Origin of the sequence: Paenibacillus sp. MAHUQ-63 (genome assembly GCF_028765165.1) — a bacterium.
Taxonomy (GTDB): Bacteria; Bacillota; Bacilli; order Paenibacillales; family NBRC-103111; genus Paenibacillus_E.
Map to the genome: position 1 here is coordinate 397,936 of NZ_JARADB010000001.1, position 25,320 is coordinate 423,255.

At 51.1% G+C, this 25,320-nt stretch carries 26 protein-coding genes and 2 pseudogenes; 17 read left to right on the plus strand and 11 right to left on the minus strand.

Going from position 1 to position 25,320, the window contains the following annotated elements; genetic code table 11:
• Window positions 1-8 precede the first annotated feature (8 nt).
• The 8 genes from PUT07_RS01530 to PUT07_RS01565 all read left to right on the plus strand — a co-directional run bounded on the left by PUT07_RS01530 (window position 9) and on the right by PUT07_RS01565 (window position 8,235).
• Window positions 9-1,109, plus strand: coding sequence for an efflux RND transporter periplasmic adaptor subunit (locus PUT07_RS01530; RefSeq protein ID WP_274465972.1), 1,101 nt, complete (start codon window positions 9-11; stop codon window positions 1,107-1,109).
• Between the two features lie 80 nt (window positions 1,110-1,189).
• The gene (locus PUT07_RS01535; protein WP_274465973.1) at window positions 1,190-1,837 is read left to right on the plus strand and encodes a nitroreductase family protein; all 648 of its coding nucleotides are present in this window, start codon (window positions 1,190-1,192) and stop codon (window positions 1,835-1,837) included.
• Between the two features lie 313 nt (window positions 1,838-2,150).
• Window positions 2,151-3,251: an amidohydrolase/deacetylase family metallohydrolase gene (locus tag PUT07_RS01540; RefSeq protein ID WP_274465975.1), complete on the plus strand. Its 1,101-nt coding sequence runs from the start codon at window positions 2,151-2,153 to the stop codon at window positions 3,249-3,251.
• Window positions 3,229-4,332: a DgaE family pyridoxal phosphate-dependent ammonia lyase gene (locus tag PUT07_RS01545; protein ID WP_274465976.1), complete on the plus strand. Its 1,104-nt coding sequence runs from the start codon at window positions 3,229-3,231 to the stop codon at window positions 4,330-4,332. Before PUT07_RS01540 ends, PUT07_RS01545 begins: the two co-directional genes overlap by 23 nt.
• A 2-nt stretch (window positions 4,333-4,334) precedes the next feature.
• Window positions 4,335-5,090 (plus strand): 2-dehydro-3-deoxy-phosphogluconate aldolase, encoded by a 756-nt coding sequence (gene dagF, locus PUT07_RS01550; protein WP_274465977.1) that lies wholly within the window; start codon window positions 4,335-4,337, stop codon window positions 5,088-5,090.
• Window positions 5,083-6,099, plus strand: coding sequence for a sugar kinase (locus PUT07_RS01555; RefSeq protein WP_274465978.1), 1,017 nt, complete (start codon window positions 5,083-5,085; stop codon window positions 6,097-6,099). The genes dagF and PUT07_RS01555 overlap by 8 nt, the downstream gene beginning before the upstream one ends.
• 54 nt (window positions 6,100-6,153) lie before the next feature.
• Window positions 6,154-6,825, plus strand: a complete 672-nt coding sequence (locus PUT07_RS01560) for a GntR family transcriptional regulator (RefSeq protein ID WP_274467428.1) — start codon at window positions 6,154-6,156, stop codon at window positions 6,823-6,825.
• An 84-nt stretch (window positions 6,826-6,909) separates the two neighbouring features.
• On the plus strand, window positions 6,910-8,235 hold the full coding sequence (locus tag PUT07_RS01565) for a GntP family permease (protein WP_274465980.1): 1,326 nt from the start codon (window positions 6,910-6,912) through the stop codon (window positions 8,233-8,235).
• A gap of 133 nt (window positions 8,236-8,368) precedes the next feature.
• Here PUT07_RS01565 and PUT07_RS01570 read toward each other — a convergent pair whose 3' ends face one another.
• Together PUT07_RS01570 and PUT07_RS01575 are read right to left on the minus strand one after the other, a co-directional pair.
• Window positions 8,369-8,566, minus strand: a complete 198-nt coding sequence (locus PUT07_RS01570; protein WP_028556542.1) for a cold shock domain-containing protein — start codon at window positions 8,564-8,566, stop codon at window positions 8,369-8,371.
• Window positions 8,567-8,693: 127 nt separating this feature from the next.
• Window positions 8,694-9,410, minus strand: a complete 717-nt coding sequence (locus PUT07_RS01575) for a methyltransferase domain-containing protein (protein WP_274465981.1) — start codon at window positions 9,408-9,410, stop codon at window positions 8,694-8,696.
• Between the two features lie 200 nt (window positions 9,411-9,610).
• Between PUT07_RS01575 and PUT07_RS01580 the strand changes: the two genes are divergently transcribed.
• The 5 genes and pseudogenes from PUT07_RS01580 (at window position 9,611) to PUT07_RS01600 (ending at window position 13,669) form a co-directional block, all read left to right on the plus strand.
• Entirely contained in the window at window positions 9,611-9,856 is a 246-nt protein-coding gene (locus PUT07_RS01580) for a hypothetical protein (protein ID WP_274465982.1), read from the plus strand.
• 286 nt (window positions 9,857-10,142) lie between these two features.
• Window positions 10,143-10,784 (plus strand): annotated as a pseudogene (locus PUT07_RS01585) (TerC family protein); the annotation flags it as partial.
• A gap of 282 nt (window positions 10,785-11,066) precedes the next feature.
• Entirely contained in the window at window positions 11,067-11,249 is a 183-nt protein-coding gene (locus PUT07_RS01590) for a hypothetical protein (RefSeq protein ID WP_274465984.1), read from the plus strand.
• A 246-nt stretch (window positions 11,250-11,495) separates the two neighbouring features.
• Window positions 11,496-13,286, plus strand: coding sequence for an oligoendopeptidase F (gene pepF, locus PUT07_RS01595; protein ID WP_274465985.1), 1,791 nt, complete (start codon window positions 11,496-11,498; stop codon window positions 13,284-13,286).
• Between the two features lie 71 nt (window positions 13,287-13,357).
• Complete coding sequence (locus PUT07_RS01600) at window positions 13,358-13,669, plus strand: LapA family protein (protein ID WP_338000734.1); 312 nt, start codon at window positions 13,358-13,360, stop codon at window positions 13,667-13,669.
• On the opposite strand, the gene PUT07_RS01605 is transcribed toward PUT07_RS01600, so the two are convergent.
• The gene (locus tag PUT07_RS01605; RefSeq protein WP_274465986.1) at window positions 13,666-14,481 is read right to left on the minus strand and encodes a DUF92 domain-containing protein; all 816 of its coding nucleotides are present in this window, start codon (window positions 14,479-14,481) and stop codon (window positions 13,666-13,668) included. The genes PUT07_RS01600 and PUT07_RS01605 overlap by 4 nt on opposite strands.
• Before the next feature lie 165 nt (window positions 14,482-14,646).
• Between PUT07_RS01605 and PUT07_RS01610 the strand changes: the two genes are divergently transcribed.
• The gene (locus tag PUT07_RS01610; RefSeq protein ID WP_274465987.1) at window positions 14,647-15,834 is read left to right on the plus strand and encodes an HD domain-containing phosphohydrolase; all 1,188 of its coding nucleotides are present in this window, start codon (window positions 14,647-14,649) and stop codon (window positions 15,832-15,834) included.
• A 55-nt stretch (window positions 15,835-15,889) separates the two neighbouring features.
• On the opposite strand, the gene PUT07_RS01615 is transcribed toward PUT07_RS01610, so the two are convergent.
• Together PUT07_RS01615 and PUT07_RS01620 are read right to left on the minus strand one after the other, a co-directional pair.
• Window positions 15,890-16,516 (minus strand): fumarylacetoacetate hydrolase family protein, encoded by a 627-nt coding sequence (locus tag PUT07_RS01615; protein WP_274465988.1) that lies wholly within the window; start codon window positions 16,514-16,516, stop codon window positions 15,890-15,892.
• Between the two features lie 18 nt (window positions 16,517-16,534).
• Window positions 16,535-17,812: a CapA family protein gene (locus PUT07_RS01620; protein WP_274465989.1), complete on the minus strand. Its 1,278-nt coding sequence runs from the start codon at window positions 17,810-17,812 to the stop codon at window positions 16,535-16,537.
• Between the two features lie 155 nt (window positions 17,813-17,967).
• Between PUT07_RS01620 and PUT07_RS01625 the strand changes: the two genes are divergently transcribed.
• Both PUT07_RS01625 and PUT07_RS01630 read left to right on the plus strand, forming a co-directional pair.
• Window positions 17,968-18,744 carry a metallophosphoesterase family protein gene (locus tag PUT07_RS01625; RefSeq protein WP_274465990.1) on the plus strand — a complete coding sequence of 259 codons (777 nt, stop codon included), beginning with the start codon at window positions 17,968-17,970 and terminating at the stop codon, window positions 18,742-18,744.
• A gap of 69 nt (window positions 18,745-18,813) precedes the next feature.
• Complete coding sequence (locus PUT07_RS01630) at window positions 18,814-19,023, plus strand: hypothetical protein (RefSeq protein WP_274465991.1); 210 nt, start codon at window positions 18,814-18,816, stop codon at window positions 19,021-19,023.
• Between the two features lie 46 nt (window positions 19,024-19,069).
• Here the strand turns inward: PUT07_RS01630 and PUT07_RS01635 are convergent.
• Window positions 19,070-19,714 (minus strand): annotated as a pseudogene (locus PUT07_RS01635) (O-methyltransferase); the annotation flags it as partial.
• 111 nt (window positions 19,715-19,825) lie between these two features.
• Here PUT07_RS01635 and PUT07_RS01640 point away from each other — a divergent pair.
• On the plus strand, window positions 19,826-20,965 hold the full coding sequence (locus tag PUT07_RS01640) for a THUMP domain-containing class I SAM-dependent RNA methyltransferase (protein WP_274465993.1): 1,140 nt from the start codon (window positions 19,826-19,828) through the stop codon (window positions 20,963-20,965).
• A 92-nt stretch (window positions 20,966-21,057) separates the two neighbouring features.
• Here PUT07_RS01640 and PUT07_RS01645 read toward each other — a convergent pair whose 3' ends face one another.
• The 5 genes from PUT07_RS01645 to PUT07_RS01665 all read right to left on the minus strand — a co-directional run bounded on the left by PUT07_RS01645 (window position 21,058) and on the right by PUT07_RS01665 (window position 25,287).
• Complete coding sequence (locus PUT07_RS01645) at window positions 21,058-21,399, minus strand: hypothetical protein (RefSeq protein ID WP_274465994.1); 342 nt, start codon at window positions 21,397-21,399, stop codon at window positions 21,058-21,060.
• Between the two features lie 44 nt (window positions 21,400-21,443).
• Entirely contained in the window at window positions 21,444-21,827 is a 384-nt protein-coding gene (locus PUT07_RS01650) for a hypothetical protein (protein WP_274465995.1), read from the minus strand.
• Window positions 21,828-22,245: 418 nt separating this feature from the next.
• Entirely contained in the window at window positions 22,246-23,022 is a 777-nt protein-coding gene (locus PUT07_RS01655; protein WP_274465996.1) for a metallophosphoesterase, read from the minus strand.
• A 345-nt stretch (window positions 23,023-23,367) separates the two neighbouring features.
• Window positions 23,368-23,823: a lysozyme inhibitor LprI family protein gene (locus PUT07_RS01660; protein WP_274465998.1), complete on the minus strand. Its 456-nt coding sequence runs from the start codon at window positions 23,821-23,823 to the stop codon at window positions 23,368-23,370.
• A gap of 642 nt (window positions 23,824-24,465) precedes the next feature.
• Entirely contained in the window at window positions 24,466-25,287 is an 822-nt protein-coding gene (locus PUT07_RS01665) for a hypothetical protein (protein WP_274465999.1), read from the minus strand.
• Between the last annotated feature and the right edge of the window lie 33 nt (window positions 25,288-25,320).

The window sequence follows — 25,320 nt, forward strand, 5'->3', positions numbered from 1 at the left end:
TGCTTAGCATGAGGAAAAAGAAATTCTGGATTCTGCTGGCAACCGGCATCGCCGTCTGCGGAATCAGCACTTTTTTATACATAGCCAGTCACCCCAAGGCGCCGAACCGGGCGGACGCCGATGCGGCGGCTGCCATGAACGCTCTGCAATTCAAGGTGACCAAAGAGGACTTGACGAACAACGTCGAGGTCAAAGGCAAGTCCTCTTACGAGAAAGAAACGCGAGTCTACGCTCCCTTCGGCGGCGAAATTAAATCGTGGCAAATGGCCGACGGCGCGCAGGTCAAAAAAGGACAGCTGCTGTTCGAGCTTGACGCCACCCCGCTTAGAAGCGAGATCGCCTCGCTGCAGACGACGCTCCGCAAGCAAAAGCTGGAAGCGGACCTCGCCAAATTCAAGGCTGCCGGCCCCGCCGGGGATACTGCCCTGCCGGCAGGCGCTGTCGGCGAGGACGACGCCCGCACTCGCTTCGCGGCAGCCGAAGAACGCAAAATTCAAGAACAGTTGAGTGAAGTGAATGATGAATCGATTCAACTGCAGTTGGCGAAGAAGCAGGAGAAGGTGGAGCAGGCGGCTTTCCTGGCGCCGGAGGACGGCATCTTCTTGTTCGAGGATTCCGCCAAAATTCCGAAATCGGTTGAGGAAAGCGAGCGAATCGGCAAAATCGTCGATTTGACGAAGCTGCAGTTGGTCTGTACGGTCGGTGAATTCGACGTCTTCCGGATTAAGCCGGGCATGCCCGTTCAAGTCAAGGTAGACGCCCTGAAGCAGAAAAAACTGCAAGGCAAAGTTGAAAAGGTGTCCAAATTCGCCAAAGCGGGTACGGAGCAAGGCACCGCGGCAGCTCAATTCGAAGTGACGATTTCACTGGAGCCGGACGAGCAGCTTATCGCCGGGCTCAGTCTGTCGGGTACGATCGAGACGGAGAAGAAAGCCGGAGCCGTCGTCGTTCCGACGCTGGCCGTCATGCATGAGAAGGATGTTTATTATGTCATGCTGCAAACGGCACAAGGCGTGGAGCGCCGCGAAATCGAGATCGGGATGGAAACACCGGAGAAAACCGAAGTGCTTAAGGGTCTACAGGACGGAGATACGGTTGTGCTGCAGTAGCAACTGCTTTATAATATAGTCTTAGTACCAAGTATCAAGTTTGACGACTATGAAGCAGCAAAGGCAGGTAATTGTTTTATATGAATTATGAGGATTTCAAGTCCGTCGTACTCGAGCGCCGCAGCGTTCGGAATTTTACTGAGCAGGAAGTCGCTACCGAAGATATTCGTGAAATTATCGACTGCGCCCGTTATGCGCCAAGCGATACGAATTCCCAGACGTGGAAATTTATTGCCATCAGAAATACAGAGAAGATTAAACATATCGAGAAATTGACGTGGGAGCAGCTGCACCTGCGTGCGGAAGCCGCCGAGCAGAAAGGCCTTTCCCGTGAGGCGCGCCTGCTGGTGAAATCATTCGGCCCGTATGCGACAGCCTTCTCCGACGCTCCCGTACTGATCATCTGCTTGGCAACGCCGTATGAATCGAAATTCCGCGAACGGATCTTCGATCCGATTGAGCTTGTCGAGGATGCCGTCTGGGCGGAAGAAGGCATCAAGAGCTCTTGCTTGGCCTCTCAGAACCTCATGCTGGCCGCACATGCCAGAGGTCTTGCCACCTGTCCGATGACAGGACCGGTCCTGCTCGCCCAAGACCAGATTCGCGAGTATCTCAACATTCCGGGCGAATACCAGATCAATATGGTCATCTCCCTCGGCCATCCGAAGGAACGTCCGGGCAAATTGGCCCGCAAAGAAATTGATGATATTTTGCAAATCATCGATTAATAATGAAGGAGCTGACGTGGTTCACGGTCAGCTCCTTTTCTATGATGAATTCGCCGCATATGCGGCGTTTTTTTATTTGGCAATAGGCTGACCGCTCTTCTGTGATCGCCTGCGAGGTCCGGTTTGGTTTCCAGCAGTTTTCTTCGTAAACATTATAACGTTATATTTACTTGGAACTTACTTTGTGCTATCTTAACATTATAACGTTATACATTTTACGAAACGTTTTATCCCTCTCCTACATAGTTGGAGGGCCATTAAGGAAATCTTAGTGAAAGCGTAACTAAAACGGCTTACAGAGAAGGTGACAGGCATGCAAGAGCGTTACGTCCTACACAATGTTAAGCATGTAAATGGAGAATCGGTTGATATTGTTATCGAAAACGGCAAGATTGCCGAATTGGCTCCTCCCGGGCAAGGACAAGGAAAGCCCATTCGGGATTATGCCGGCGCCTACGTCTCCAGCGGCTGGATTGACATGCATGTACATGCCTTCCCCGCTTTCGACCCGTATGGCGATGAAATCGATGAGATCGGCATCAAGCAGGGAGTGACGACGATTGTTGACGCAGGCAGCTGCGGAGCGGACCGCATAGCCGATTTGGCCGCCAGCCGGCGCAGCGCCGCAACGAATGTGCTCGCCTTCTTGAACATTTCCCGCATCGGCCTGCAGCGCATCGACGAACTCTCCGATATGTCCTGGATCGATAGCGCTGAGGCGGCCCGTGCCGTTAAGACGTATCCGGACATGATCGTCGGTTTGAAGGCGCGCATTAGCCAGAGCGTCGTTCGCGACTCCGGCTTAGAACCGTTACGAGCTGCTCGAGAGCTGTCGGGGCTAACCTCATTGCCGCTAATGGTTCATATCGGATCAGGTCCCCCAAGCATCGAGGAAGTCGTTTCCTTGCTGGAGGAGAAAGATATCATTACCCATTATTTGAATGGGAAAGCCAACAATTTGTTTGACCAGAGCGGCAAGCCGCTGGACGTGCTGACCAAAGCGATCGCCAGAGGCGTTCATCTGGATGTCGGGCACGGTACGGCCAGCTTTTCGTTCCGAGTGGCGGAAGCCGCGAAGCGGCATGGGATCCATTTCGACACGATCTCGACGGACATTTACCGCGGTAACCGGTTGAACGGCCCCGTGTATAGTATGTCCAACGTGCTGGCGAAATTCCTGTATCTCGGCTACCCGCTCCAAGAGGTCATCGACGCCGTCACGAAGCGTGCCGCCGCATGGCTGGGCAAACCGGAGCTTGGGCGCATCCAGGTCGGCGATACGGCCAATCTAACACTTTTCGCAGTGAAAGATGAGCCGGTATTGCTGAAGGATTCCGAAGGCGATACGCGGACCGGAGAACAACTAATCCAACCCAAAGGAGTCGTTGCAAATGGCACACTCATTACATGCTAAATACGGTCTCAAGCGCGTCATCAACGCAAGCGGGCGCATGAGCATTCTCGGCGTTTCCGCACCGACGGACACCGTGATGGAAGCTATGAAACACGGCGGCCAGAATTATGTGGAGATCGCCGATCTCGTAGATAAAGCAGGCGATTATATAGCAGGCATCCTCGGCTCCGAGGCTGCTGTCGTCGTCAATTCCGCTTCCAGCGGCATCGCCTTGTCCGTGGCTGCAGTCGTTACCCGCGGCAATCGCCGTCTAAGCGAGAAGCTGCACCAGGAGCCTATTGCCAAGCGTGAAATTATTATCCTTAAGGGTCATAACGTTCAGTACGGCGCACCTGTAGAGACGATGGTGTACCTCGGCGGCGGCAAGCTGATTGAAGTCGGCTACGCCAACGAAGGTAAGGCCGAACACATCGAAGATGCGATTAACGAGCATACGGCGGCGATTTTATATGTGAAATCCCACCATGCTGTTCAGAAGAACATGATTTCCGTCGAGGAAGCCTGGGACATTGCACAGCGCAACCAAGTGCCTCTCATCGTCGATGCGGCGGCGGAAGAAGACCTCCAGAAATATGTGAAATACTCGGATCTTGCCATTTATAGCGGGTCCAAAGCCATTGAAGGTCCTACGTCAGGCATCGTCGGCGGCAAGCGCACCTATATCGAGTGGCTGAAAGTTCAGCTCCACGGCATCGGTCGCAGCATGAAGGTCGGCAAGGAAACGACTTTCGGCTTGCTGCAAGCACTGGATGAATACGGCGTCAAAGAAGACAGAAGCGAGCAGGAGAAAGCTTCCCTGCAAGCCCTCATGCCGCTTAACGAGCTGAACGGCGTCAACGTAACGATTGTACAGGATGAAGCCGGCCGCACGATTTATCGCGGACGCATTCATATCGATGCCGCTCGAGCAGGAACTACAGCCAAAGAAGTGAACGACGGGCTGCGTGAAGGCGAGATTGCCATCTATACACGCGACTACGGCGTAAGACAAGGTTATTTCGATATCGATCCGCGTCCGCTTCAAGGCGACGATATTGAGGTCATTGCCGCACAAATACGGAAACTTGCAGGGGGTAACTAAACATGTCTACTATGACCAAACGTCTCTATAAAGGCCGCGCCGCACTCAATGTGCTGGCAGGCAGCGTGGAGAATGCCAAAGAAGTATTCGAGGCTGCGGAAGGCTATGTGCTTGTCGGCGTGCTTTCCAAAGATTATCCGACCGTCGAAACGGCGGTAGCGGCGATGAAGGAATACGGCCAAGCGATCGACGAAGCCGTATCGATCGGTCTGGGCGCAGGCGATAACCGCCAAGCTGCCGTTGTCGCGGAAATTGCCAAGCATTATCCGGGGACACATATCAATCAAGTGTTCCCTGCAGTTGGCGCCACACGTGCGAACCTCGGCGGACAAGACAGCTGGATCAACTCGTTGGTATCGCCGACAGGACGCGTCGGATACGTGAATATCTCAACAGGTCCCGTAAGCGCAGCCCAGCCTGAGCAGGCCATCGTCCCTGTCAAGACAGCCATCGCGCTGGTGCGCGACATGGGCGGCAATGCACTGAAATATTTCCCGATGAACGGCCTTAGCCGGGAAGACGAGCTGCGTGCCGTTGCACAGGCTTGCGGTGAAGAAGGGTTCGCCCTGGAACCGACCGGCGGTATCGACATGGAGAACTTCGAAGCGATTGTGCGTATCGCCTTGGAAGCCAAAGTTCCGCAAGTCATCCCGCACGTCTACTCTTCCATCATTGACAAAGCGTCCGGGCATACAAGAACTTCGGATGTCCGCGAGCTGCTCAGCATCATGAAGAAGCTGGTTGATCTGCATGGCTAAACGAATTGCTGCTTTCGGAGAGGTCATGATGCGCCTGCAGGTGCCAGGGTATGAACTCTTGTCCCAAGCCAGCTCTTTGAACTACTCGTTTTCCGGAACGGGCGTGAACGTCAGCTCCGCCCTCTCCCGATTAGGCCATGCCGGGTACCTGATCTCCAGCCTGCCTGCCAATCCCGTGGGCGATGCGGCGGAAGCTTATCTGCGCAAGTTAGGCATCCGCACGGACTTTGTAGGCCGCGGCGGCAGCTACGTCGGCATGTATTTCCTAGAAAACGGATTCGGTGCGCGAGCGAGCCGGGTCACGTATTCCAATCGTCAAGAAAGCAGCTTCAATACCGCTCCCCTTGACGCTTATAATTTCGCCGAAATAGCTAACCATATCGATATCGTTCATTTCTGCGGCATCACGCTCGCGATGAACGACCAGGTGCGTCAGCATATGAAAGAGCTGGCCAAGGAAGTCAAAGCCCGCGGCGGCACCGTCGTATTCGACTGCAACTACCGGCCTGCCCATTGGGGAGAAGGCGGTTACGCCAAAGCCAAGCCTCATTATGAGGACATGATGCACCTCGCCGATATTGTGATGATGAATGAGAAAGACGCCATGTACATTCTCGGCATGCCTACGCAACAGACGGACCGGCAGGAGCAGCTGCACGAACTGATCCCGGCCGTCGCGCAGAAATACCGGATTTCCGTCATAGCGGGCACGCACCGGCACATCAACAGCGACAACACGCATTCTTTGCGCGGTTATATGTACAAAGATCAAACCTTCTTCTTTTCCAACCTGCTCACCTTTTCCATCTATGATAGAATTGGTGCAGGAGATGCCTACACAAGCGGTATCGTACATGGGGAAATCCAAGGCTTCCCCCCTGAACAAACCGTCGGATTTGCAGCTGCCGCAGGCATGCTGGCACATACGATCGTTGGCGATACGCCCATGTCGTCGGAGAGCGAAATCATGCGCGCGATGACGGAGGCTGTGGGCGATGTAGAAAGGTAGTGAAGAGTTCCGGTGAATTTATCCCGCAACAAAAGACCCTTATATATACAAATCATGAATATCCTAAAGGATCGCATCCTGCACGGTGTGTATCCTTTGGGCACCAACATTCCTTCCGAGCCGCAGCTGGAGCAGGAATTCAACGTCAGTAAGATCACCGTGCGCAATGCCATCAAAGAACTGGCGCAGGAAGGCTACTTGGAGAAAGGCAGCGGCAAAGGGACGAAAGTGATCCGCAACGCATCGCTGTCCAAGCTGTCCAAATGGAAACGGTTCACGGAGCTTCTCGTGGAAGAAGGCCACCAAATCCGTAAGCAACTGCTGCGTGCCGAAGTGATCCGCAATGAAGAAGGTACATTGCCTTACCGGCTAATGGGCGAGCAGTGCTTCTATATCGAGCGCCTGTATCTTCTGAATGAGAAGCCTTACATTCACTTCGCCAATTACTTATCCTTACGAATGGCCAAGCTTGAGCCCGGCGATTTGAACGACCAATCCTTGTACGAGCTATTGGAGGAGCAAGGGATTACCTTGGAGAAATATCGCGATGAGTTCGCAGCGGCTATTGCGCCTCCGCACGTAGAGGACGTTTTGCGCGTAAGCGCAGGAACGCCTTTGTTGAAAAGATTGCGGTACTCCTATGACGAATTGGGGAATTTGATCGAATTCAGCACAGGGCACTACAGCACGGACATGCACAATTATGTAGTTAACTACGACACCTAGGAATAATGAGTGTATACTCGGTTCCTTTTCTCGTCCACACATTGATAACGCTTACTACACAATTATGAGAAGAGGGATTCTACCATGAATTTGTATTTGCTGACGGTCACATTGCTGGCTATCGTTATTGTCATTCTCGGCGTTGCTTGGTGGAAATGGCATGCTTTCATCTCCTTAACGGTCGCCAGCTTGTTCTTGGCGCTGATGGCCGGACTATCGATGGACAAAATCGTAAGCGCCTACGAAACCGGCGTTGGCGCCGTACTCGGGCACTTGGTGGGTATCTTGGCCCTAGGTACCATTTTGGGTAAAATGATGTCCGATTCCGGAGCCGGCACACAAGTCGCCAACTTCTTCATTCGCGTCTTCGGCGAAAAGCGGCTGCCCTGGGCCATGCTGCTCTCCGGCTTCATCATCGGCATTCCCGTGTTCTTCGACGTCGGGATCGTCATGCTGCTGCCTCTCGTTATCTCCATTCATAAATCGACAAAGCAAAATATTTTGCTCATCGGTCTGCCGGTCATCGCCGGATTATCCATCGTGCACGGTCTGGTACCGCCGCATCCCGGTGCGATGACGGCCATCGGGATTTTCAAAGCGGACATCGGCAAAGTGCTGATCTACTCGCTTATTATCGCGATCCCTGCCGCCGTTATAGCAGGTCCCTTGTTCGCCCGATGGGTCAGCAAGCGCGTCGTTCCCGAGAACGAGCCCGAGCTGCTCGATGCAAGCGAAGAGCCCGCGAAGCTGCCGGGCGCCGGCATTTCCTTTTTCATCATCCTGCTGCCCGTTCTGTTAATGGTCTTGTCCGTCATAGCGCCGTACTTGCCGGTTCCGGCCGGCATCCAGAAGTTTCTCGTCTTCATCGGAAATTCCGTCATTGCGCTGCTGATTTCCTGCTTCGCCGCCTTCTACTTCCTGGGCATCCGCCAAGGCATGAACAAAAATTATATCAATAAGCTTTCTCACGAATGCTTGCTGCCCGTCGGTTCGATCATTCTGATTATCGGTGCCGGCGGCGGCTTCAAACAAATTCTGATCGCCAGCGGCGTCGGAACGTCCATCGCCCAGATGTCCGAGAATATTTCCCTCTCGCCGATTGTTCTGGCCTTCATGGTCGCGGGACTGATTCGCGTTGCGACGGGTTCCGCCACAGTCGCCCTCACGACGGCTGCCGGTATCGTCTCGCCGATCGTTGAACATATGTCCGGCGTCAATCTGGAATTGCTCGTCATCGCGACGGGTGCAGGATCGCTGATGCTGTCCCACGTGAACGATGCCGGGTTCTGGATGGTCAAGGAGTACCTGGGCCTAACGGTTAAGGAAACGTTCAAAACCTGGACGGTGCTCGAAACCTTGCTGTCCTTCATCGCCTTCGGCACCGTGCTGATCGTCGATATGTTCGTATAAAGAAGAAGCCTGTACCTCTTCCGCAGAAGACAAGTACAGGCTTCTTACCTCTGCAAAAAAGCAGCTCCCAGTAGGAGCTGCCTTCGTTGTTTGTGCTATGACACTCTATTTATAAGTGGGAAGACCCAGTTTCTTATAATTTTGTGACGTTAGCTGCTTGAGGACCACGGTTGCCTTGAGTGATATCGAACTCAACGGATTGGCCTTCTTCTAATGTTTTGAATCCTTCGCCCTGAATTGCGGAGAAGTGAACGAATACATCGTCGCCTCCATCAACGGAAATGAAACCGTAGCCTTTTTCTGCGTTGAACCATTTAACTGTACCTTTCAAGTGAACAACCTCCTAAAAATATCGCCATCTATGACGAATAAGGAAATTATACCATCAGATTTGGGATAAATCAACGCATAAAACGCAGTGGGCAAGCTAAAATTTGTTGATGTACCAACGTTTTCCACTATGCAGGACCGTGTTTCATTATGCTTAAATATTGATGAGAATTCGGCAAAAAAGGCAGCTTTGCCTCCCTTTTATCCACCAAATGCCCCTCGGTTGCCAGCTCATTCATCAGTTCGGAGAGCCTGCCGTACTCTTCCGTCCGGAAGCTGAGCAGCGGATAGATCCGGACTTGACCGCCCGGCTTACAGACGCGAAGCAGCTCCCGTACGGCGTCCAGATGAAACGTATAATCAAACTGTTCTTCATATAGAAAAAGGAAATGGCTGCAGCAAACGAAGTCAAAGCTGTCGCTCTCCAGGGGCAACGCCGGCAGTCCTGCGGCATGGTATCTCGAAGCACCTTCGGGACTGGAGAAATCCTCCAAGAACCGGTCCAACGCTTTCAATCGGCCCGCCGTGTGATTCGCCAAGGAACCATAGAACGTCCAGTCGTACACGTCCACCAGCTTCTCCATCTTGGCAGCGACAATCCCGATCTCCCGCCTGCCGTGCTCACCAATCGCTTCAGCCGTCAAAGCATACAGCGGATCGGCCGCTTCTGCCAGTACGCCGCGGCTTCTAGCTTCCATCGTGAACGAAGAAGCGCCCCCCGCAACATCCAGCACACGCTTGCCTCTCAGTTCATCCGTGTGCAGCATAAACATATTCTCATACTCGGCATACGATCTCGAGGTCATTGCGACCCCAACCTGCTCATAAATACGCTTAGTCTCCATGCTCAACTCTCCTCTTCTCGGCTCATTACATACGCTCAACTCATCTGTTCGCCCTTCCCCTCTGGAAAGGATTAGGAGAATTCTAACACGTCTTATTCCCTTGCGCAACACCGTTTTTCACGTCAGCTTGTTTGGAAATCCCCTGTTTTTATGATACGATGTCCTATATCTATAGCTTACTGCAGAAACGAGGAATTCCCATGTCCAAACAGCCCTTCAAGAAACATACGATCTACAAAAAAGATAAATGGAACATGCTCAATGTGGAAGTGCAAGGCTCCAAAATCGTCCTGACGGAAATTTCCGAGCAATGGGGAGAAGAATGCCACACATTCATCGGCAGACCGGCCATGATGCACTGGGCGAATGAGCGGTTCGCGAAAGACAAGTTCGAAGGAACCGAGGAAGAACGGCAGGCCATTATGGATGCTTTCAACGCTGTTTAGACAGCAGACAAGCTCTCCACTTTCATACCTTGACTTCCTGCTTGTCCTGTGTCTATAATAAAATCAATCTTATAGCACCACTCCAAAGGGGAGTAGCTGTTACAATAAAGTCGTCAATTCGGATCCTCATCAGGTCCCGGCTTTATTGGCAACGTCCAACGTTGTTAGCAAGACCTTTGCCAAAGTTTATTTGGTGAAGGTCTTTTTTGATGAATTAGAGCCTTCACCGGTCAACGGTGTTGGGCTCTATTTTTTTTCAAAAAAAATTGCTAAAGGAGTGTTGGTTATGGAATGGTTATCTGCTGGTTTTTTCGTTTCGCTGCTCACTATTATTTTGATTGACTTGGTACTTGCCGGAGACAACGCGATTGTGATCGGCATGGCGGCGCGCAATTTGAAGAAGGAAACGCAGAAGAAGGTCATTCTTTGGGGAACCGTCGGCGCCATCGTCATCCGTGCACTGGCCACGATGCTCGTTGTTTATCTATTGAAAATTCCCGGTCTGCTGCTTGCGGGAGGCATCCTGCTCCTCTGGATCTCCTATAAGCTGCTCAGCGAGAAGAAAAATCATGAGCAGATCAAAGCCAAGAACGGCATGTGGGCGGCGATTCGGACCATTATTATCGCGGACGCGGTAATGGGACTGGACAATGTCATTGCAGTGGCTGGCGCTGCGCACGGCGACTTCCTGCTCGTCATCATCGGTCTTCTGGTCAGCGTACCGATTGTCGTGTGGGGCAGCACGCTGTTCATCAGCTGGATAGAGAGGTTCCCGTGGATCGTTTATATCGGCGCAGGCGTACTGGCGCTTACAGCAGGCAAAATGATTACCGGCGAGAAATTCCTTGCCCCGTATTTTGAGTCCAATCCGCTTGGCAAATGGTTATTGATCGGTTTGTTGATCGTCATCGTGCTTGCCGCCGGCAAATGGACCAAAATGGTCGGGTACCTGGTGGAAGTCGGAGACCGCGGTCAATTGACGCTGCCCAAAGAATTAAGCGAAGAAGCGCAAATCGAACCCGAAGACCGGTTTACGGTTAAGATGGATTCCCGAGGCAAGCTGATTCTAGTTAAATCCGAGGACGACGAAGAGACCAATGAAACGATGCAGCATGCCGGGTAAAAAAGGAGTTTGCCGCTGTGCAGCGAAACTTACTATCATGCATTCGTTAGCAAGCGTCATACTCTATAGGGATAAGGATGATTCACCATGACCCAATCCGGTTCTATACTCACATTCATACTCGTATCCTTCTGTCTGGCCATCATTCTGATCATAAAAAAAGACAGTCTCCCTGCACCAATGAAACGGTACCTCGCCTTGCTGGCGATCGTCATGGTCTCACTGTCCTTCGTGCTCATCGTGGTGTCCTTCTTCGGAGCGGGAATGTAAATTTACTTCCTTCCAGCTTTTTCTTATAATCATAAATGAATGGGTTAACGGTCATACTAGGTGAAAACCATGATATGGGATTCGTTCCGAACCCTGACATGGGTACATGCCGGGAGCGTGACCGCAATGCGCTGGATCTATGTGACGGCCGCAATGGGGCTTCTGCTAAGCTCTGTTCCAGCAGCCGATCTGCATGCCAAGGAAAACAGGCTACCCCAAATTCAGAACAAGGACAGGAGGGCTCCGATGGCTCAACTATTGGAACGCAAGCAAGTACCGGCCGAACACCGTTGGAAACTGGAAGATCTATACGCCGACGGGAAAGCATGGGAGAAGGAATTTCAGGAAGTTAAGAGCTCGCTTGGCAAAATTAGCGCCTTCCAAGGAAAACTTAGCGATGCCGCTACGGTGAAACAATGTTTCCAGTTGGAAGACGAAGTCTCTCTCAAGACAGAAAGATTGTATGTGTATGCCAACATGAAGCACCATGAAGATACAGCCGAGCCCACTTACCAGGCCTTATCCGATAAAGCGAAAAAAATCAGCGTTGAAGTCGGCGAAGCGCTTTCCTTCATCTCTCCGGAGATTTTGAGTTTATCCGAAGAAAAGCTGCAGCAGCTGGTGAACGATCCTTCTTTATCGTTCTACAAGGACACGCTCGAGGAAATGATCCGGCAGAAGCCGCATACGCTGAGCAAAGAGCAGGAAGCGCTGCTGGCCCAGGCCGGTAATATGGCGGGAGCGCCGAGCACCATCTTCGGCATGCTGAACAACGCCGATTTGAAATTTCCCAAAATCAAAAATGAAAAAGGCGAAGAAGTCGAGCTGACGCACGGAAGCTACATTCAGTTCTTGGAAAGCCGCGATCCTGAAGTGCGCAAAAATGCCTTCCATGCGGTGTACGAAACTTATCGCAGTCATCGAAATACGATCGGCGCTACACTAAGCGCGAATATCAATAAGAACATTTTCTATGCCAAAGCGCGCAATTATCCTTCTGTCTTGGAATCGACGCTATTCGGTGACAACATCAAGAAGGAAGTTTACACGAACTTGATTTCTACGATTCACGACTCTCTGCCGCAACTACAGCGTTACCTCAAGCTGCGCAAAAAGCTGCTGAAAGTCGATGAATTACATATGTACGACCTGTTCGCACCGCTTGTTGAAGAATTCAAAATGGATATCACCTATGCGCAAGCCAAAGAAGAAATCAAGAAAAGCTTGGCTCCGCTTGGTGACAACTATTTGAAAATTTTACAAGACGGCTTCGATAACCACTGGATCGACGTATATGAGAACAAGAATAAGCGCAACGGGGCGTACAGCTGGGGAGCTTACGGCACGCATCCTTACGTGCTGCTGAATCATAAAGACAACTTGAACAGTATGTTCACGCTGACGCATGAGATGGGCCATGCCATCCATTCGTATTTGTCCGATGAGAATCAAGAGTACCGCTATGCGCAGTATACGATTTTCCTGGCGGAAGTCGCCTCTACGTTGAACGAAGCGCTGCTCATGGATTACTTGCTGAAACGCGTAACCGATCCGAAGGAGAAGCTGTATCTGCTGACCTACTATGCCGATCAGTTCCGGACCACGGTATTCCGTCAAACGATGTTTGCGGAATTCGAAATGATTACGCATGAGAAATCCGAGCAAGGCGAGTCCTTGACACCGCAGGAATTCAGCGAGATCTACTATGGCTTGAATAAGCTGTACCATGGCAACGATATGGTCGTAGACCAGGATATCGAGATGGAGTGGGCTCGTATTCCTCACTTCTATAACAGCTTCTATGTATACAAATATGCGACAGGCTTCTCTGCCGCAACCTCTTTTGCCAAACAAATTTTGGATGAAGGCCAGCCTGCCGTCGACCGTTATCTCGGCTTCCTCAAAAGCGGCGGCAGCGATTACTCGCTGAACATTCTGAAGAAAGCCGGCGTCGACATGTCGACACCGGAGCCGATCAAGCAAGCGATGAGCGTCTTCAGTTCCTTGCTGGATCAGATGGAAGAACTAACGAAGTAAGAGCGAGCATGGAGGTTGAAGGCGAAGGCCTTCAACCTCTTTCTCCATTGAAATGAAAGGAGGCATGCCGGATGAAAATGCAATGGATTCTGATCTGCGCTTTATTATTCGCCCTGCTTACAGCCGTGTTCGCGGTCGTTAATGTCGAACCGGTCCAAGTGAATTTCATCTTCGCGCAGACATCCATCCCGCTTATTCTCGTTATTATCTCTTCCACGCTGCTTGGCGGCGTTATTGTCGCTCTGTTCGGCATGGTCCGCCAGTATAAGCTCCACCGCAGGGTGAAGCATTTGGAGAAACAGCTGCATGCTGCCCTGCTCCCTCCCGTTGCGCCGCAGCAGGCACGGGACACGGCGGGCGAAGCCCCGCCGACCATCCACTAGGCTTGTCCCAGAAGCCATAAGAGGAGGCACACGATGCCTCCGGCCAGCGAAGACAAGGCATTGACCCCATCGTTGGTCATGAAGCTTATACCGCGTATTTGCAAGGCTCTCTGCTCGCAGTGAGTCTTTTTCTCTATTTCTTTGCCGCAAACTTGGCAGCGATACATAACTTGGAGCGTCGCGCCCAGCCAGGAATCCGTCAGCGAGCCCGCCAAGCCGGATATCGCTCCGAGCGCAGCCAGCACCGGCCAAGCTGCCGTTTCGTAGCCCAAGCCGCTCAGCGTACTCAACCATCCGCCGATTCCGCCGATACATGCGCCTCCAGCCAGCGAAGCCAGCAGCCCAAGCAGGCTGACACCGCCTGAAGTCCCTGGCGGAACACGCTTTCCGTTCACGATCGACTTTGGTGCAGACTTGCTCATCCCACCGATTTCCGTGGCCCAAGTATCCGCCGTCACCGTTGCCATCACCCCGACGAACAGCATCCACCAGACCGGATCCGGCCATATCGCGTTGCAGGCGCACAGCGCCAGACCCAGCCCGCCATTGGCCGCAACCTGTCCGGCATCGCGCCGGTCGCCTTTGGCATACCCGCTCTCCGCGGCAGCCTTGCGCTCATGCTTCAGCTTCGATAATACGCTTGAAGTGATGAAGAAGGCGATTAGCATCCCGAACCAAGCCAAGCTGCCCCATACAAACATCAAAGTGCCAAGCACTATGGCCGATAGCAGTCCCGATCCGGATAACGACCTGCGTAGATAAGCCGCTCCTGCAATTATCAGGCTTCCGCCGAGCCCCATGATCCATTCCATTCGCAACACCTCATTTCCCACTTTATTGTAGCACAGTGCGAACAGGCGCATCATCTTGCGCCATTTTCGACAAAATCAAGCAATCTTCGCGCAATCTTAGCAGGAACTTTATCTATTAACTAGAAATATATGATAAAATAGAATGCGATTAGATAGGAGGCTGACATGAAGCAAGATCACATCCACAACAAGTCCCAGATGAAAAAAGACTTGGATCCGCAAGAAATGCTGCGCGTCATTTTCGATTACGCAGCCAAAATTGCCAATGAACGCGTATTGGAAAAAGTCCTCATGCTGATGGCTGATATGGGTCGTGAAATGATTGTCTCCGATCGTTGTACCGTATGGCTGCTGGATACTAGCCGTAACGAACTCTGGTCCAAGGTGGCCCACGGTTTGGACGAAATCCGTATTCCAAGCAGCGCCGGTCTTGTCGGTTATGCGGTTACCCACGACAAAGCTGTATTTATTGACGATGCTTATACGAACGAAGAATATAAAGAGTATTTGCAGAACGGCGCTCTGCGCACCGACCAGCAGACGGGCTACCGGACGAAGGCGCTGATGGTCATTCCTTTCCGCAACTCCCAAGGCGAAATTATGGGGGCCTATCAAGCGATTAACAAGCTGACGGCATGCGAGCAGTTCTCGGATAAAGATATGGAGTATTTAACCCTCGCCTCCTCTTACGCCGGCAAGTCGCTGGAATCCGCGCTGCTCACGAACGAAATCGAAGAAACGCAGAAAGAAATCATTTTCAGAATGGGCGAAATCGGCGAAAGCAGGTCCAAAGAAACCGGCAATCACGTGAAGCGAGTCGCGGAATATTCCTATCTGCTCGCTCTCGGCCTCGGCATGAGCCAGGAAGAAGCCGAACTGCTCAAGATGGCGTCGCCCATGCATGATATCGGCAAGGTCGCCATTCCCGACAGCGTGCTGAACAAGCCCGGCAAATTAACCGACGAAGAGTTCCGGTTAATGCAGAATCACACGCTCATCGGATATAATTTGCTCAAAAACTCCAACCGCCACATCCTGAAAACCGCCGCTATCGTCGCTTACGAGCATCACGAGAAATGGAACGGCCGCGGGTATCCGCGCGGGATCCAAGGCGAAGACATCCATATCTTCGGCCGTATCACAGCGATAGCCGACGTATTCGATGCACTTGGAAGCGAGCGCGTCTACAAGAAAGCCTGGGAGCTCGAACGCATCTTGCAGCTGTTCCGTGAGGAGCGAGGCGAACACTTCGATCCCGCGGTCGTGGATACCTTCTTCCAGCAGCTTCCAGCTCTCCTTCGCGTGCGCGAGCAGTATGCCGATACGGCTCAAGAGGATCCGGCCGATGTATAAATAGAAAGGGCATGTCTCCCAAGTCATCGCGACTTCTGAGAATGCCCTTTTCATTTTAGACGTGAACGGTAACCGATCCGAATACTTCTTCGCCCCAGACCAGTTCCAAAAGATCCCCATTCGCTACGGGCCCGACGCCTTCCGGCGTACCTGTGTAAATGATATCGCCGGCTCCCAGACCGTAGTGCTTCGCTATGTAGTCAACGACCGTCTGCAGATCGAAGATCATGTTGCCGATTCGGCCATTCTGAACCTCTTGCCCGTTCTGAAGCAGCTTGAAGTTGTTCTCCGCCAGCTTGGCAGCCCCTGGAAACGGACGGAACGAAGTAATCGGCGCCGACCTCAGGAAGCCTTTGGCAGGCAGCCACGGCTGGCCTTTCTTCTTAATGACGGACTGCACGTCCCGCAGCGTGAAATCGATGCCCAGCGCATACTTGTCGACAAGCTCGTCGACCTGAATCCCTTCGCGGTACGGCTTCGCAATGTGAAGGACAAGCTCCGCTTCATAGTGAATCTCGCCCTGGTCGCCAGGCAGCGTCAGTTCGCCGCCATCCATAGCGACGAGCGCGTGCGTAGGCTTCGTGAAAATCATCGGCTGATCGGGGACATCGTTCCCGAGTTCTGCGGCATGCGCCCGGTAATTGCGTCCAACGCAGTAAATATTGCGAATCTCTTGTGTCATACGGATAACTCCTCGCCTTTATTTCTTACTGACATTGCCTTGTGCGTCAATCTTCGATCCGATAGAAATCTGACTGAGTCTCTGGAACAGCTTCGTGCCGTCTTCCTCATTCATCGGTGTCGGCAGCGCAAATTTGGTCAAGACCGGTACCAGATGAATATCGCATGATTGATCCTTGGAGCATGATGCTTCCATTATAACCGTTTCCCAAGTTTTGGGATTATCATTCGTTGTAAATATGAAGTTGCCGAGGCTGTACGCGATCCATTTGCCTTTGTATTGTTCGATGCCTTGCAGAACGTGCGGATGACCGCCAACGACCAGATCGGCTCCCGCATCGATATACCGGTGGGCCAAATCCGTTTGATTCTTGTCCGGACGATCGGCTCTCTCAACGCCCCAGTGCGCGACGACGACGACGAGATCGGCTTGCGCCTTGGCCTTCTGGATCGCTTCGACCGGCAGCTTGTAGCTGTAGGTTTCCGCTACGCCGACATGTCCGGGTCCGGCCTTCCAGGAGGCCTCGGGCACGACACGGCTGAAGCCGAAGAAAGCGATTCGGAGCCCGTTTTTCTCCACGATCACAGGCTTGTACGCTTCTTCCGAATCTCGGCCCGCACCCATGCGTTGAATCCCCGTCTCATCGAGTGCATCCATTGTATCCAGCAGACCTTCCGGTCCATAATCCATCACATGGTTATTCGCCAAATTGACCAGATCGACGCCTGAAGCTTTCAGTGCCGGCAGGGCCAGCGGTGACGAACGGTACACATAATCCTTCGTTTGAACCGTACCTCGCGTCGTTACAGGTGTCTCCAAATTGGCAATCGTCACATCCGGCTTGCTCAAATAGTCTTTCACATTCGTATAAGGATAATCATACCCTTTGACCTTCAAAATATCTTCCACTTTCGAGGCCATGAGCACATCTCCTACAAAAGTCATCTTCACTTGCCCGCTGCTGCTCCCCGGCTTGTCCGGTTCGGTCGACGGAATTGCGGCAATAGCCGTAGAAGTCGGGCTGGGCTTGACACTCGGCTGTACACTTGGCTTAGCGCTAGCTGCCGATGTCGGTTGAGACGTTTCGGCTGCCACAGACGACGCGCTGGACGGATCCTGCTCTTCAGCCGACTGGCTGTTCATCGCCATATGGGAGATGCCCACTCCGATAGCAAAGCACACGATAGCAGCCAGCGTGAAGCCTCCAAGCACTTTCAGCGGAGTCTTCTTCTGCGGATTCTTCTGCGAAGAGTGCTCTTTCTTCACCCTGCGGTGACGCTCCTGTCTGGATTCCATTTCAAAACCTTCCCCTTTCCCCCTACAAATTATAGCAGATCAATCTATCAGAAGGTAATAGTCAAAGGCTCTCATTTTCATCCGGGCATCTGTATGGTATAACTGAAGAAACAAGGCGGTACGCCGCATGCGGCACAAGAAAGGGATACACGAAGATGGATAAAATCGCAATCATTTCCGATATACACGGGAATTTACCGGCACTGGAAGCCGTGCTTGACGATATCAAACAGCGTGGCATCGAGCGCATCTATTGCTTGGGCGATCTGGTTGGCAAAGGGCCTGATTCGGCTGCCGTCGTGGACGTCATCCGCCAGACATGCCAGGTCGTCATCCAGGGGAATTGGGACCTGGGGATCAATTTGCCGCAGGAGCTCCCCGCGGGCATCTGGCAGCAGCAGCAATTGGGAGCCGAGCGCCTAGCTTATTTGAAGGAGCTGGCTTTCTCCACCGATTTCTACTTGAGCGGTAAGCTGTTCCGGCTGTTCCACGCCTCCTCCCGAAGCGTGTACCATCGCGTGAAGCGTAAAGCTGACAAGAAGGAACGGCTGGCCATGTTTCATAATACCGAAATGACCGGAACGCCGGCCGGCGGGAAGCAGCCCGATATCGTCGGTTACGGGGATATTCACATCCCTTATCTCATCACGATGAAGAACCCTTCGGAGAAGCAGACTGCGCAGCGGACGGACAACGGTCTCATGCTATTTAACGTCGGAAGCGTAGGAATCCCTTATGATGGCATTCCACAGGCCTGCTACTGCATTCTGGAAGGTTATGCGGACCGGACGGAGTCAGCCGGTTTCTCCATTCAATACGTGCGCGTACCATACGATATCGAACGAGCCGTGAAACAGGCATATACCGTCGATATGCCGGAAGCCGAGCGTTATGAGCTTGAAATTACGACGGGCTTGGTTCATAAATCGTAAAAATCATCATGGAAATGCTTTCCATTCTATGATAATATAGGTGCATCATTGAAAGTGAGGATGCCATCCATGAAGTTGAACTGGCGTAAAATTGCAGTTATCGTCTTATGTGCGGAGCTCCTGCTCATCTATTGGCACGTGATGTCGGCTGTACCTTTCAAGCAGCAGCGCCATGACTACCCGATTGCCTCCCCCAAGCCCCCGCTTCCACTAAACGACTTCGAACAGGCGGCACCTTCGCAGCTTAGCGAACCCATATCTTATCAAGTGCACAGCTAACGTAAAAAAGCTGCCTGAATGCCCAAGACATTCAGACAGCTTTTTTTCATCCCTTTACTCGTGCTAGCGCCAAGCCGTCGTAGGCCGGCAGAATCGTGCTCTCGAGCCGCGGATCGGTGGCGATAAGCTTGTTGAAGCTGCGCATCGCTTGAACGGAAGCTTTGGTCTGGGCGGCATCCACGACCTTGCCCCTCATCAGCGTATTATCTCCTGCGATCATGGCTCCAGGATTGGCCAGTTGTATCGCCAGCTCCAAATAATTCGGGTAATTCACTTTGTCCGCATCGATGAAGAAGAAATCAAACCGTTCGCCCTGCGCAAGCAGTTCCTTCAAATGGTGGAGCGCTTCGCCGATCCGGTACTCGACGAGCTCACCAAGGCCTGCCTCTGCGACATTGCTCTTGGCGACATCCGCGAACTCCTGCTTCAATTCCAGCGAGACGAGCCTTCCTCCCGCTTTCAGCCCCCTTGCCAAACAGATGCCGCTATAACCGCCCAGGGCACCGATCTCGAGCACTTGGCCCGCGCCAATCATCTTGACCAGCATGGTAAGCAGCCGGCCATAGCCCGGGGCAATCGAGATTTCGGGCATATTGTTAGCTCGTATCACTTCTTGGACCCGCTCCAGCACGGGATCATGCTCATATAAACTTTCCATATAGCTTTCAGGTGTTAAAGTGTCCATGCGCTTCCTCCTGCGCGATTTGCGCCTTTCGTTTGTAAGTGATTCCTATTTGTCCTATACTTGTTAATTGTATGAGTTTTATGAACGAAGCACAACCCGGATGGAAGGAAACTGAACATGTCACAACATATCGAACTACTTGCAACATGCCCGATGGGACTTGAGGCCGTCGTTGCCCGCGAGGTCCGCGATCTCGGCTATACCGACGTTACCGTCGAGAATGGCCGCGTACGCTTTATGGGAGACGAGCTCGCGATCTGCCGGGCCAATCTGTGGCTGCGGACAGCGGACCGGATTCTCGTGCTCATGGGCCAATTCAAAGCCGTCACCTTCGACGAGCTATTCGAAGGCACGAAGGCACTCGCATGGCCGGATTGGATTCCGAACGACGCCGAATTCCCTGTCCAGGGCCGCTCCCATAAATCACAGCTATCCAGCGTTCCCGCCTGCCAAGGCATCGTGAAGAAAGCCGTGGTCGAGAAGCTGAAGCTGCGCTACGGCACCGAATGGTTTCCCGAGAACGGCGCCCGCTACGTGATTGAAGTCGCGCTTCTGAACGATATCGCGACGCTTACTATCGATACCACCGGCCCAAGCCTGCATAAGCGCGGCTACCGTAAGCTCGTCACCGAAGCGCCGCTGAAGGAGACCATGGCCGCAGCCATGATCCTGCTCAGCCGCTGGTCGGTGGACCGGCCGCTGTACGACCCGTTCTGCGGGTCGGGTACGATTCCGATCGAGGCGGCGATGATCGGCTGGAACATTGCGCCGGGCTTGCGGCGCAGCTTCCCTAGCGAGGCGTGGGGCAGCGTGCCGCGCAAGCTGTGGGATCAGGCGCGCGACGAGGCGTTCGACTCCGTCCGCGACAACGTGCCGCTGCACATCGTGGGCAGCGACATCGATCCCTCGGCCATTGAGGTGGCCGAGGCTGCCGCGAAGTCGGCGGGGCTGACCAAGCAGTTCCAGCTGCGCGTGGAACCGGTGGCCAAGGCCCGCCCGCGCGGCGACTATGGCTGCTTGATCACCAATCCGCCGTACGGGGAGCGGCTTGGCGAAGCCAAGGATGTCGAGGTCGCGCTGCGCGAGCTTGGCGCGCTGACACGGCCGATGCCGTCGTGGAGCTTGTTTATTCTGAGCCCGAGCACGCAGCTCGAGCAGTATATGAACCGCCGCGCCGATAAGAAGCGCAAGCTGTTTAACGGGCGGATTGAGTGCAACCTGTATCAGTATTTAGGGCCGTTTCCTCCGCGTCGGTAGGAAAAATTGTACGAAATGAAACAGCGGCAGCTGGACTTTACGTCCAAGCTGCCGCTGTCTTTATTTAGACTAACGTCTCTCCGATAGTTTAATTACACATTTAACACTTTTATCCGTATCGCCTCAACGAGGTCGTGTACATAAGCTAACTTTTCGTCTCTTGGTGGCACACCCAAATGATTGTGCGCTCTCTCCACCATATAAAGTTCCGTTCTAAGATCATTAAGACTACAATTATCAAAATGGCCTTCCACTTTATATGCTGATTTCACTTTTTCACAGGTAATAGACATTTTATCAAACGAGCCCCAATACCCAAATGCATTAAAGGAGCTAGCTAGATAGAATATCTCGTCCCAACCTGCCTTATTTTGGGGGATGTCATCTACCGTCAAGACATCTATTTCACGTATCTCTCTCTCCATTTCAGACATAAACATTATTTCCCCCGTAATCCCAAATTTATGTCTTTAAAATTTTAATACACGATAAGCTCTCTCATATATTGTGTAACAGAAAAACAATCATCAAGTTCTTCGTCAACTAGCGACCAGTACAAGATAGTTTTTCCATGTAAATCAAAATTACTTCTCAAAAGCCCTCTAATCTTATCCCAAATCCCATCGGGTACATTTCCCTCTGATAGGGCATCATCAAATGATGCAATAATCAGGCTCATTAGCGCGAATTTTTCTTCATCATTTAGTTTAGCACTTTCATAAAACATGACAAACTCACTTAATCTCGATGAATTTGCAATCTCAACTTCCCAGTCTTGATATTCCCGCTCTACAGGAAGTTGCAATTTCTCAGTGAGGCTTTCAACTGATTTTTTTGTTACAAACTCGTGTGAGTTCTTCAAGCTTTCACCCCAACTCGTGAAGAAGTCATATTCTCCTCTGTTATTGATTAAACTACCGTTCTGTGTTAGCTCTACAATAATTTTACTTATGAAATCAGTAGATACAATATGATTCCGGTCACAGCTGCCATACATGCTGCAATTTCTGATATTATTCCATTTATATAAGGATTGATTTCAGAAACCAAAGAACTTATCGTTGGAATAAATATCATAATTTTTTATTGAATTATTAAGTATTTATAATACTTACCATCTAGCATGTATCACCGCCAATAAGATTTCTCTCTACATATGCCCTTGAAAATGGTGATGACGGAAACTCCTTGATCTACTATCACATCTGTGGATTTAATTGACAAGTTCTCTATGCAGTTCAGGATAATTTTCATGTCCCGCAATGGGTGATGGAAAGTATTCACAAATAATGCATTGTTATTTCGCTTCTGACAAATAATCTGGCATTGATTCCTGTTTGCCCAATGCCTTTCGAAATATAGTAAGTCCCAAATTCGTTCTTATGGGATCCCTTATATATCCCCATTCTAGGCAGCTTACCTGCGTTTTTGATCTGAAAGAAAAATGGAATATTGAATTGCTTACCGTGGAGATGCCCGGCCATCAAATAATCAAAATCTTTGTTTAAATGTAGTACAATGTTAGGATCGTGGGTAATAATGAGTTTAGTTCTACGATCATCTACTGCTTGAAACGCAGCTTCAATGTTACTCTTGCCTGAATCGAAATCATCAATTCCAATTAGCTCAAATTGTTCCAAATGCAGCGACTCGTTTCTTAACAAATGAAGCCCATATTTTTTTAGAAGTTTCACAATATCTTTCACATTTTTCTGTTGATAATCATGGTTTCCAAGGACACAATATATGGGCACGTTACAGATCGTCATTGCTCTTAAGTACTCTTCCAGTCTAGGAAGACTTTTTCGGTGTTTTGTAAAATCACCAGTAATAAATATATAGTCGGGTTTTTCATCATTAATAATCGCAGCTATTCGGGATGGACTAATTCTTAATCTTTCAACATGCAAATCACTTATTTGCAAGATTCTCAAATTTAAATTAAGCGGATATTTGATGCGCTCAATTTTTAGCCATTGTGTTGGTAAAATAAAGCTTATGTAGAGAATAAATATGACTAAGAGTACGTAAAGGCAGTTCAATAAAATTCCTTCCACTCGCATCCTCCTTTTCAAAAAAGTCCTCGTAACGCGAATCAAATAACCCCATTCTATTCATGTACTGTTCAAAAATTATTTCTGGGATTTTAGACGGGAACGAATTTTTATTATAGGGTTAATATGTTAATGCCAGATGAGTATAAGATTTCAATTTGGTTACATTTAATTAACTGCGTTGGACAGTAGCACACGGTCGTGACCTGGCTCTTGCTCTCATATCATGATTATGTCATGGGCATGAAAATAACAACCGCATGCGTTTTTATACTTGGGATTTATAATTAAATTCAATTATCTCATCAAGCAAAAAATAATACTCATATAGTTGTATTGTCCGTTTTTTTATTCTATTCTTTGCGGCAATTTGTGCAACCAGCCTCTCTGTGCTTCAACTAGTGATTCTTTGTTCTCTGAATTTAACTTAACTAGTAGTTTTTTATAAATGTAATTTAACTCATCATCCCAGGCTTTGGTATACTTTTTTTCTAGCTCTAGCCAAGTAGAAGTATTAAAATCTTTAGAATTTTGTAGTTCATTATTTTCTTTTGCGTAATCCATATCTATAGGATGATCTTTGATAATTGTTGAGAACCAACCTATTGATGAACCAGATAAATAATCACCATAGACTGAGTTGACATCAACACTTTCGTTTTTATTACTACTTTTATCGATTAGAATATTACTTTCAACCGCTGAACTTTCCATAGGAGCAGAACTTACACGTCCCTTATCCAGACTAGCCTTACATGCAGTTAATAAAACTAACAATAAACTAAGTACAATTAATCTATTCATTTATTGAACTATCCCTCCAGTTACATTTGTTCTTTTATATTAGACGAGTTATCTTACGTTTTGTTAAAATACCCACTGTTTTTTACCATAGCCTACCAACCTGTACCAATTTCTCTTGCCGTTTTCTCCGCGTCGGTCGAGGACAACACAAAAAACAGCGGCAGCTGAGACTTAATGTCTTAGCTACCGCTGTTTTTGGATTGCATATACACGGGTATCCGGTCTAATGGACACAGGAGCCCTTAATCGGCAAAATGTTACCGATTCAGAATTCTAACGGACACCAGAGCCTCTATTCGTCCATTTCGAATGAGTTTTGCCCATAAAATGGGTAAATAAGAGCTCTGGTGTCCGTTAGACGCGAAACCAAGCGAATAGCCGAGAATAGGAGCTCCTGTGTCCGTTAGCTCCATTTTCATCGTACATGTGACGCTCACTCGTCTTCCACTAACAACCGATAAGCCCTTCGACATATCGAACGAAGGGCTTATCTGGTTATCCGGAAACCACGCGCAACCCGCCCCCTTCCGTCCAATGCACATAAGTCGTGCCGCCTTGCACGCCCACCTCCAGAATGTCCCGCTCAAGCGCGAGTCTCACAGGCGAAGCTCCCGCCCGGTACGCGTGCACAAACCGGGCGCCCTATCCTCGCACGCGGTGCAGAAGCCCGGTCAACCGCACGCTCGGATCCGTGGAAAGCCCCGGCGTCTGCACGGCCAGAAGCTCTTGCCCCGGCATGACCCAAGCTGTATGCCACACGGTTGAGCCGCCCGGGAGCCGATACTCAATCGGCACAGCCTGGCCGGCCTCCGGCGCGAAGCTCCCCGTCACGGGCAGGTCGAGCGTCGACTCGCCGAACGGGACGGCGATCGGCGGCCGGCTAACTCCGCCTGCAGCCCCCACTTCCTGCAGCCTCCCGGAGAGAGGCGGCACGACCGGATGCAGCCACCAGTCGGTCAAGGACTCGACGCTGCCCTCCGCCTGCACAACCTCGAACCAATCCAGCATCCAATCGGCGGTCAGAAGCAAATGGCGGTCCAACCGGCAGCCCGCATAAGGATAAGCGGCATCCGATTGGAGCCATACATACGTGCTGCTCTGGCCGTCGCCGCACATAAACTGAACGCAGCGCCCCGTATGCTCCGCCTGCGACTGCCCGTTCAGCGAGACGGTGACGAAACCGCCTGGCGCCTCAATAAGAGCCACTAGCCCCTCACGTGCTCCCTGAGCCGCATACACACAGGCGAGGGACGCATTGAGCCAAGCGGTATAATTGTTCTCCGGATTCCCCCGCTCATGAATGAGAATATGCCGGTAAGCGGACATGCTCTCCTCCAGCTGATTGCGCAGCTCGTTCATCATCAGCGCCAGTACAATCGAAATCGGGAAGGCGAATACCAAGGTATACACGCCGATCGCCATCGTATTCTTGAGAATGCGCCAGAAATCCGCGTACTCGATCATTCGCCGGAAATTGGCGAGACCGACCCAGTCGCT

Coding starts and splice junctions, on each gene's coding strand:
- PUT07_RS01530 (WP_274465972.1), top strand. CDS start 9: ATGAGGAAAAAGAAATTCTGGATTCTGCTGGCAACCGGCATCGCCGTC.
- PUT07_RS01535 (WP_274465973.1), top strand. CDS start 1,190: ATGAATTATGAGGATTTCAAGTCCGTCGTACTCGAGCGCCGCAGCGTT.
- PUT07_RS01540 (WP_274465975.1), top strand. CDS start 2,151: ATGCAAGAGCGTTACGTCCTACACAATGTTAAGCATGTAAATGGAGAA.
- PUT07_RS01545 (WP_274465976.1), top strand. CDS start 3,229: ATGGCACACTCATTACATGCTAAATACGGTCTCAAGCGCGTCATCAAC.
- dagF (WP_274465977.1), top strand. CDS start 4,335: ATGTCTACTATGACCAAACGTCTCTATAAAGGCCGCGCCGCACTCAAT.
- PUT07_RS01555 (WP_274465978.1), top strand. CDS start 5,083: ATGGCTAAACGAATTGCTGCTTTCGGAGAGGTCATGATGCGCCTGCAG.
- PUT07_RS01560 (WP_274467428.1), top strand. CDS start 6,154: ATGAATATCCTAAAGGATCGCATCCTGCACGGTGTGTATCCTTTGGGC.
- PUT07_RS01565 (WP_274465980.1), top strand. CDS start 6,910: ATGAATTTGTATTTGCTGACGGTCACATTGCTGGCTATCGTTATTGTC.
- PUT07_RS01575 (WP_274465981.1), bottom strand. CDS start 9,410: ATGGAGACTAAGCGTATTTATGAGCAGGTTGGGGTCGCAATGACCTCG.
- PUT07_RS01580 (WP_274465982.1), top strand. CDS start 9,611: ATGTCCAAACAGCCCTTCAAGAAACATACGATCTACAAAAAAGATAAA.
- PUT07_RS01590 (WP_274465984.1), top strand. CDS start 11,067: ATGACCCAATCCGGTTCTATACTCACATTCATACTCGTATCCTTCTGT.
- pepF (WP_274465985.1), top strand. CDS start 11,496: ATGGCTCAACTATTGGAACGCAAGCAAGTACCGGCCGAACACCGTTGG.
- PUT07_RS01600 (WP_338000734.1), top strand. CDS start 13,358: ATGAAAATGCAATGGATTCTGATCTGCGCTTTATTATTCGCCCTGCTT.
- PUT07_RS01605 (WP_274465986.1), bottom strand. CDS start 14,481: ATGGAATGGATCATGGGGCTCGGCGGAAGCCTGATAATTGCAGGAGCG.
- PUT07_RS01610 (WP_274465987.1), top strand. CDS start 14,647: ATGAAGCAAGATCACATCCACAACAAGTCCCAGATGAAAAAAGACTTG.
- PUT07_RS01615 (WP_274465988.1), bottom strand. CDS start 16,516: ATGACACAAGAGATTCGCAATATTTACTGCGTTGGACGCAATTACCGG.
- PUT07_RS01620 (WP_274465989.1), bottom strand. CDS start 17,812: ATGGAATCCAGACAGGAGCGTCACCGCAGGGTGAAGAAAGAGCACTCT.
- PUT07_RS01625 (WP_274465990.1), top strand. CDS start 17,968: ATGGATAAAATCGCAATCATTTCCGATATACACGGGAATTTACCGGCA.
- PUT07_RS01630 (WP_274465991.1), top strand. CDS start 18,814: ATGAAGTTGAACTGGCGTAAAATTGCAGTTATCGTCTTATGTGCGGAG.
- PUT07_RS01640 (WP_274465993.1), top strand. CDS start 19,826: ATGTCACAACATATCGAACTACTTGCAACATGCCCGATGGGACTTGAG.
- PUT07_RS01645 (WP_274465994.1), bottom strand. CDS start 21,399: ATGTCTGAAATGGAGAGAGAGATACGTGAAATAGATGTCTTGACGGTA.
- PUT07_RS01660 (WP_274465998.1), bottom strand. CDS start 23,823: ATGAATAGATTAATTGTACTTAGTTTATTGTTAGTTTTATTAACTGCA.
- PUT07_RS01665 (WP_274465999.1), bottom strand. CDS start 25,287: ATGATCGAGTACGCGGATTTCTGGCGCATTCTCAAGAATACGATGGCG.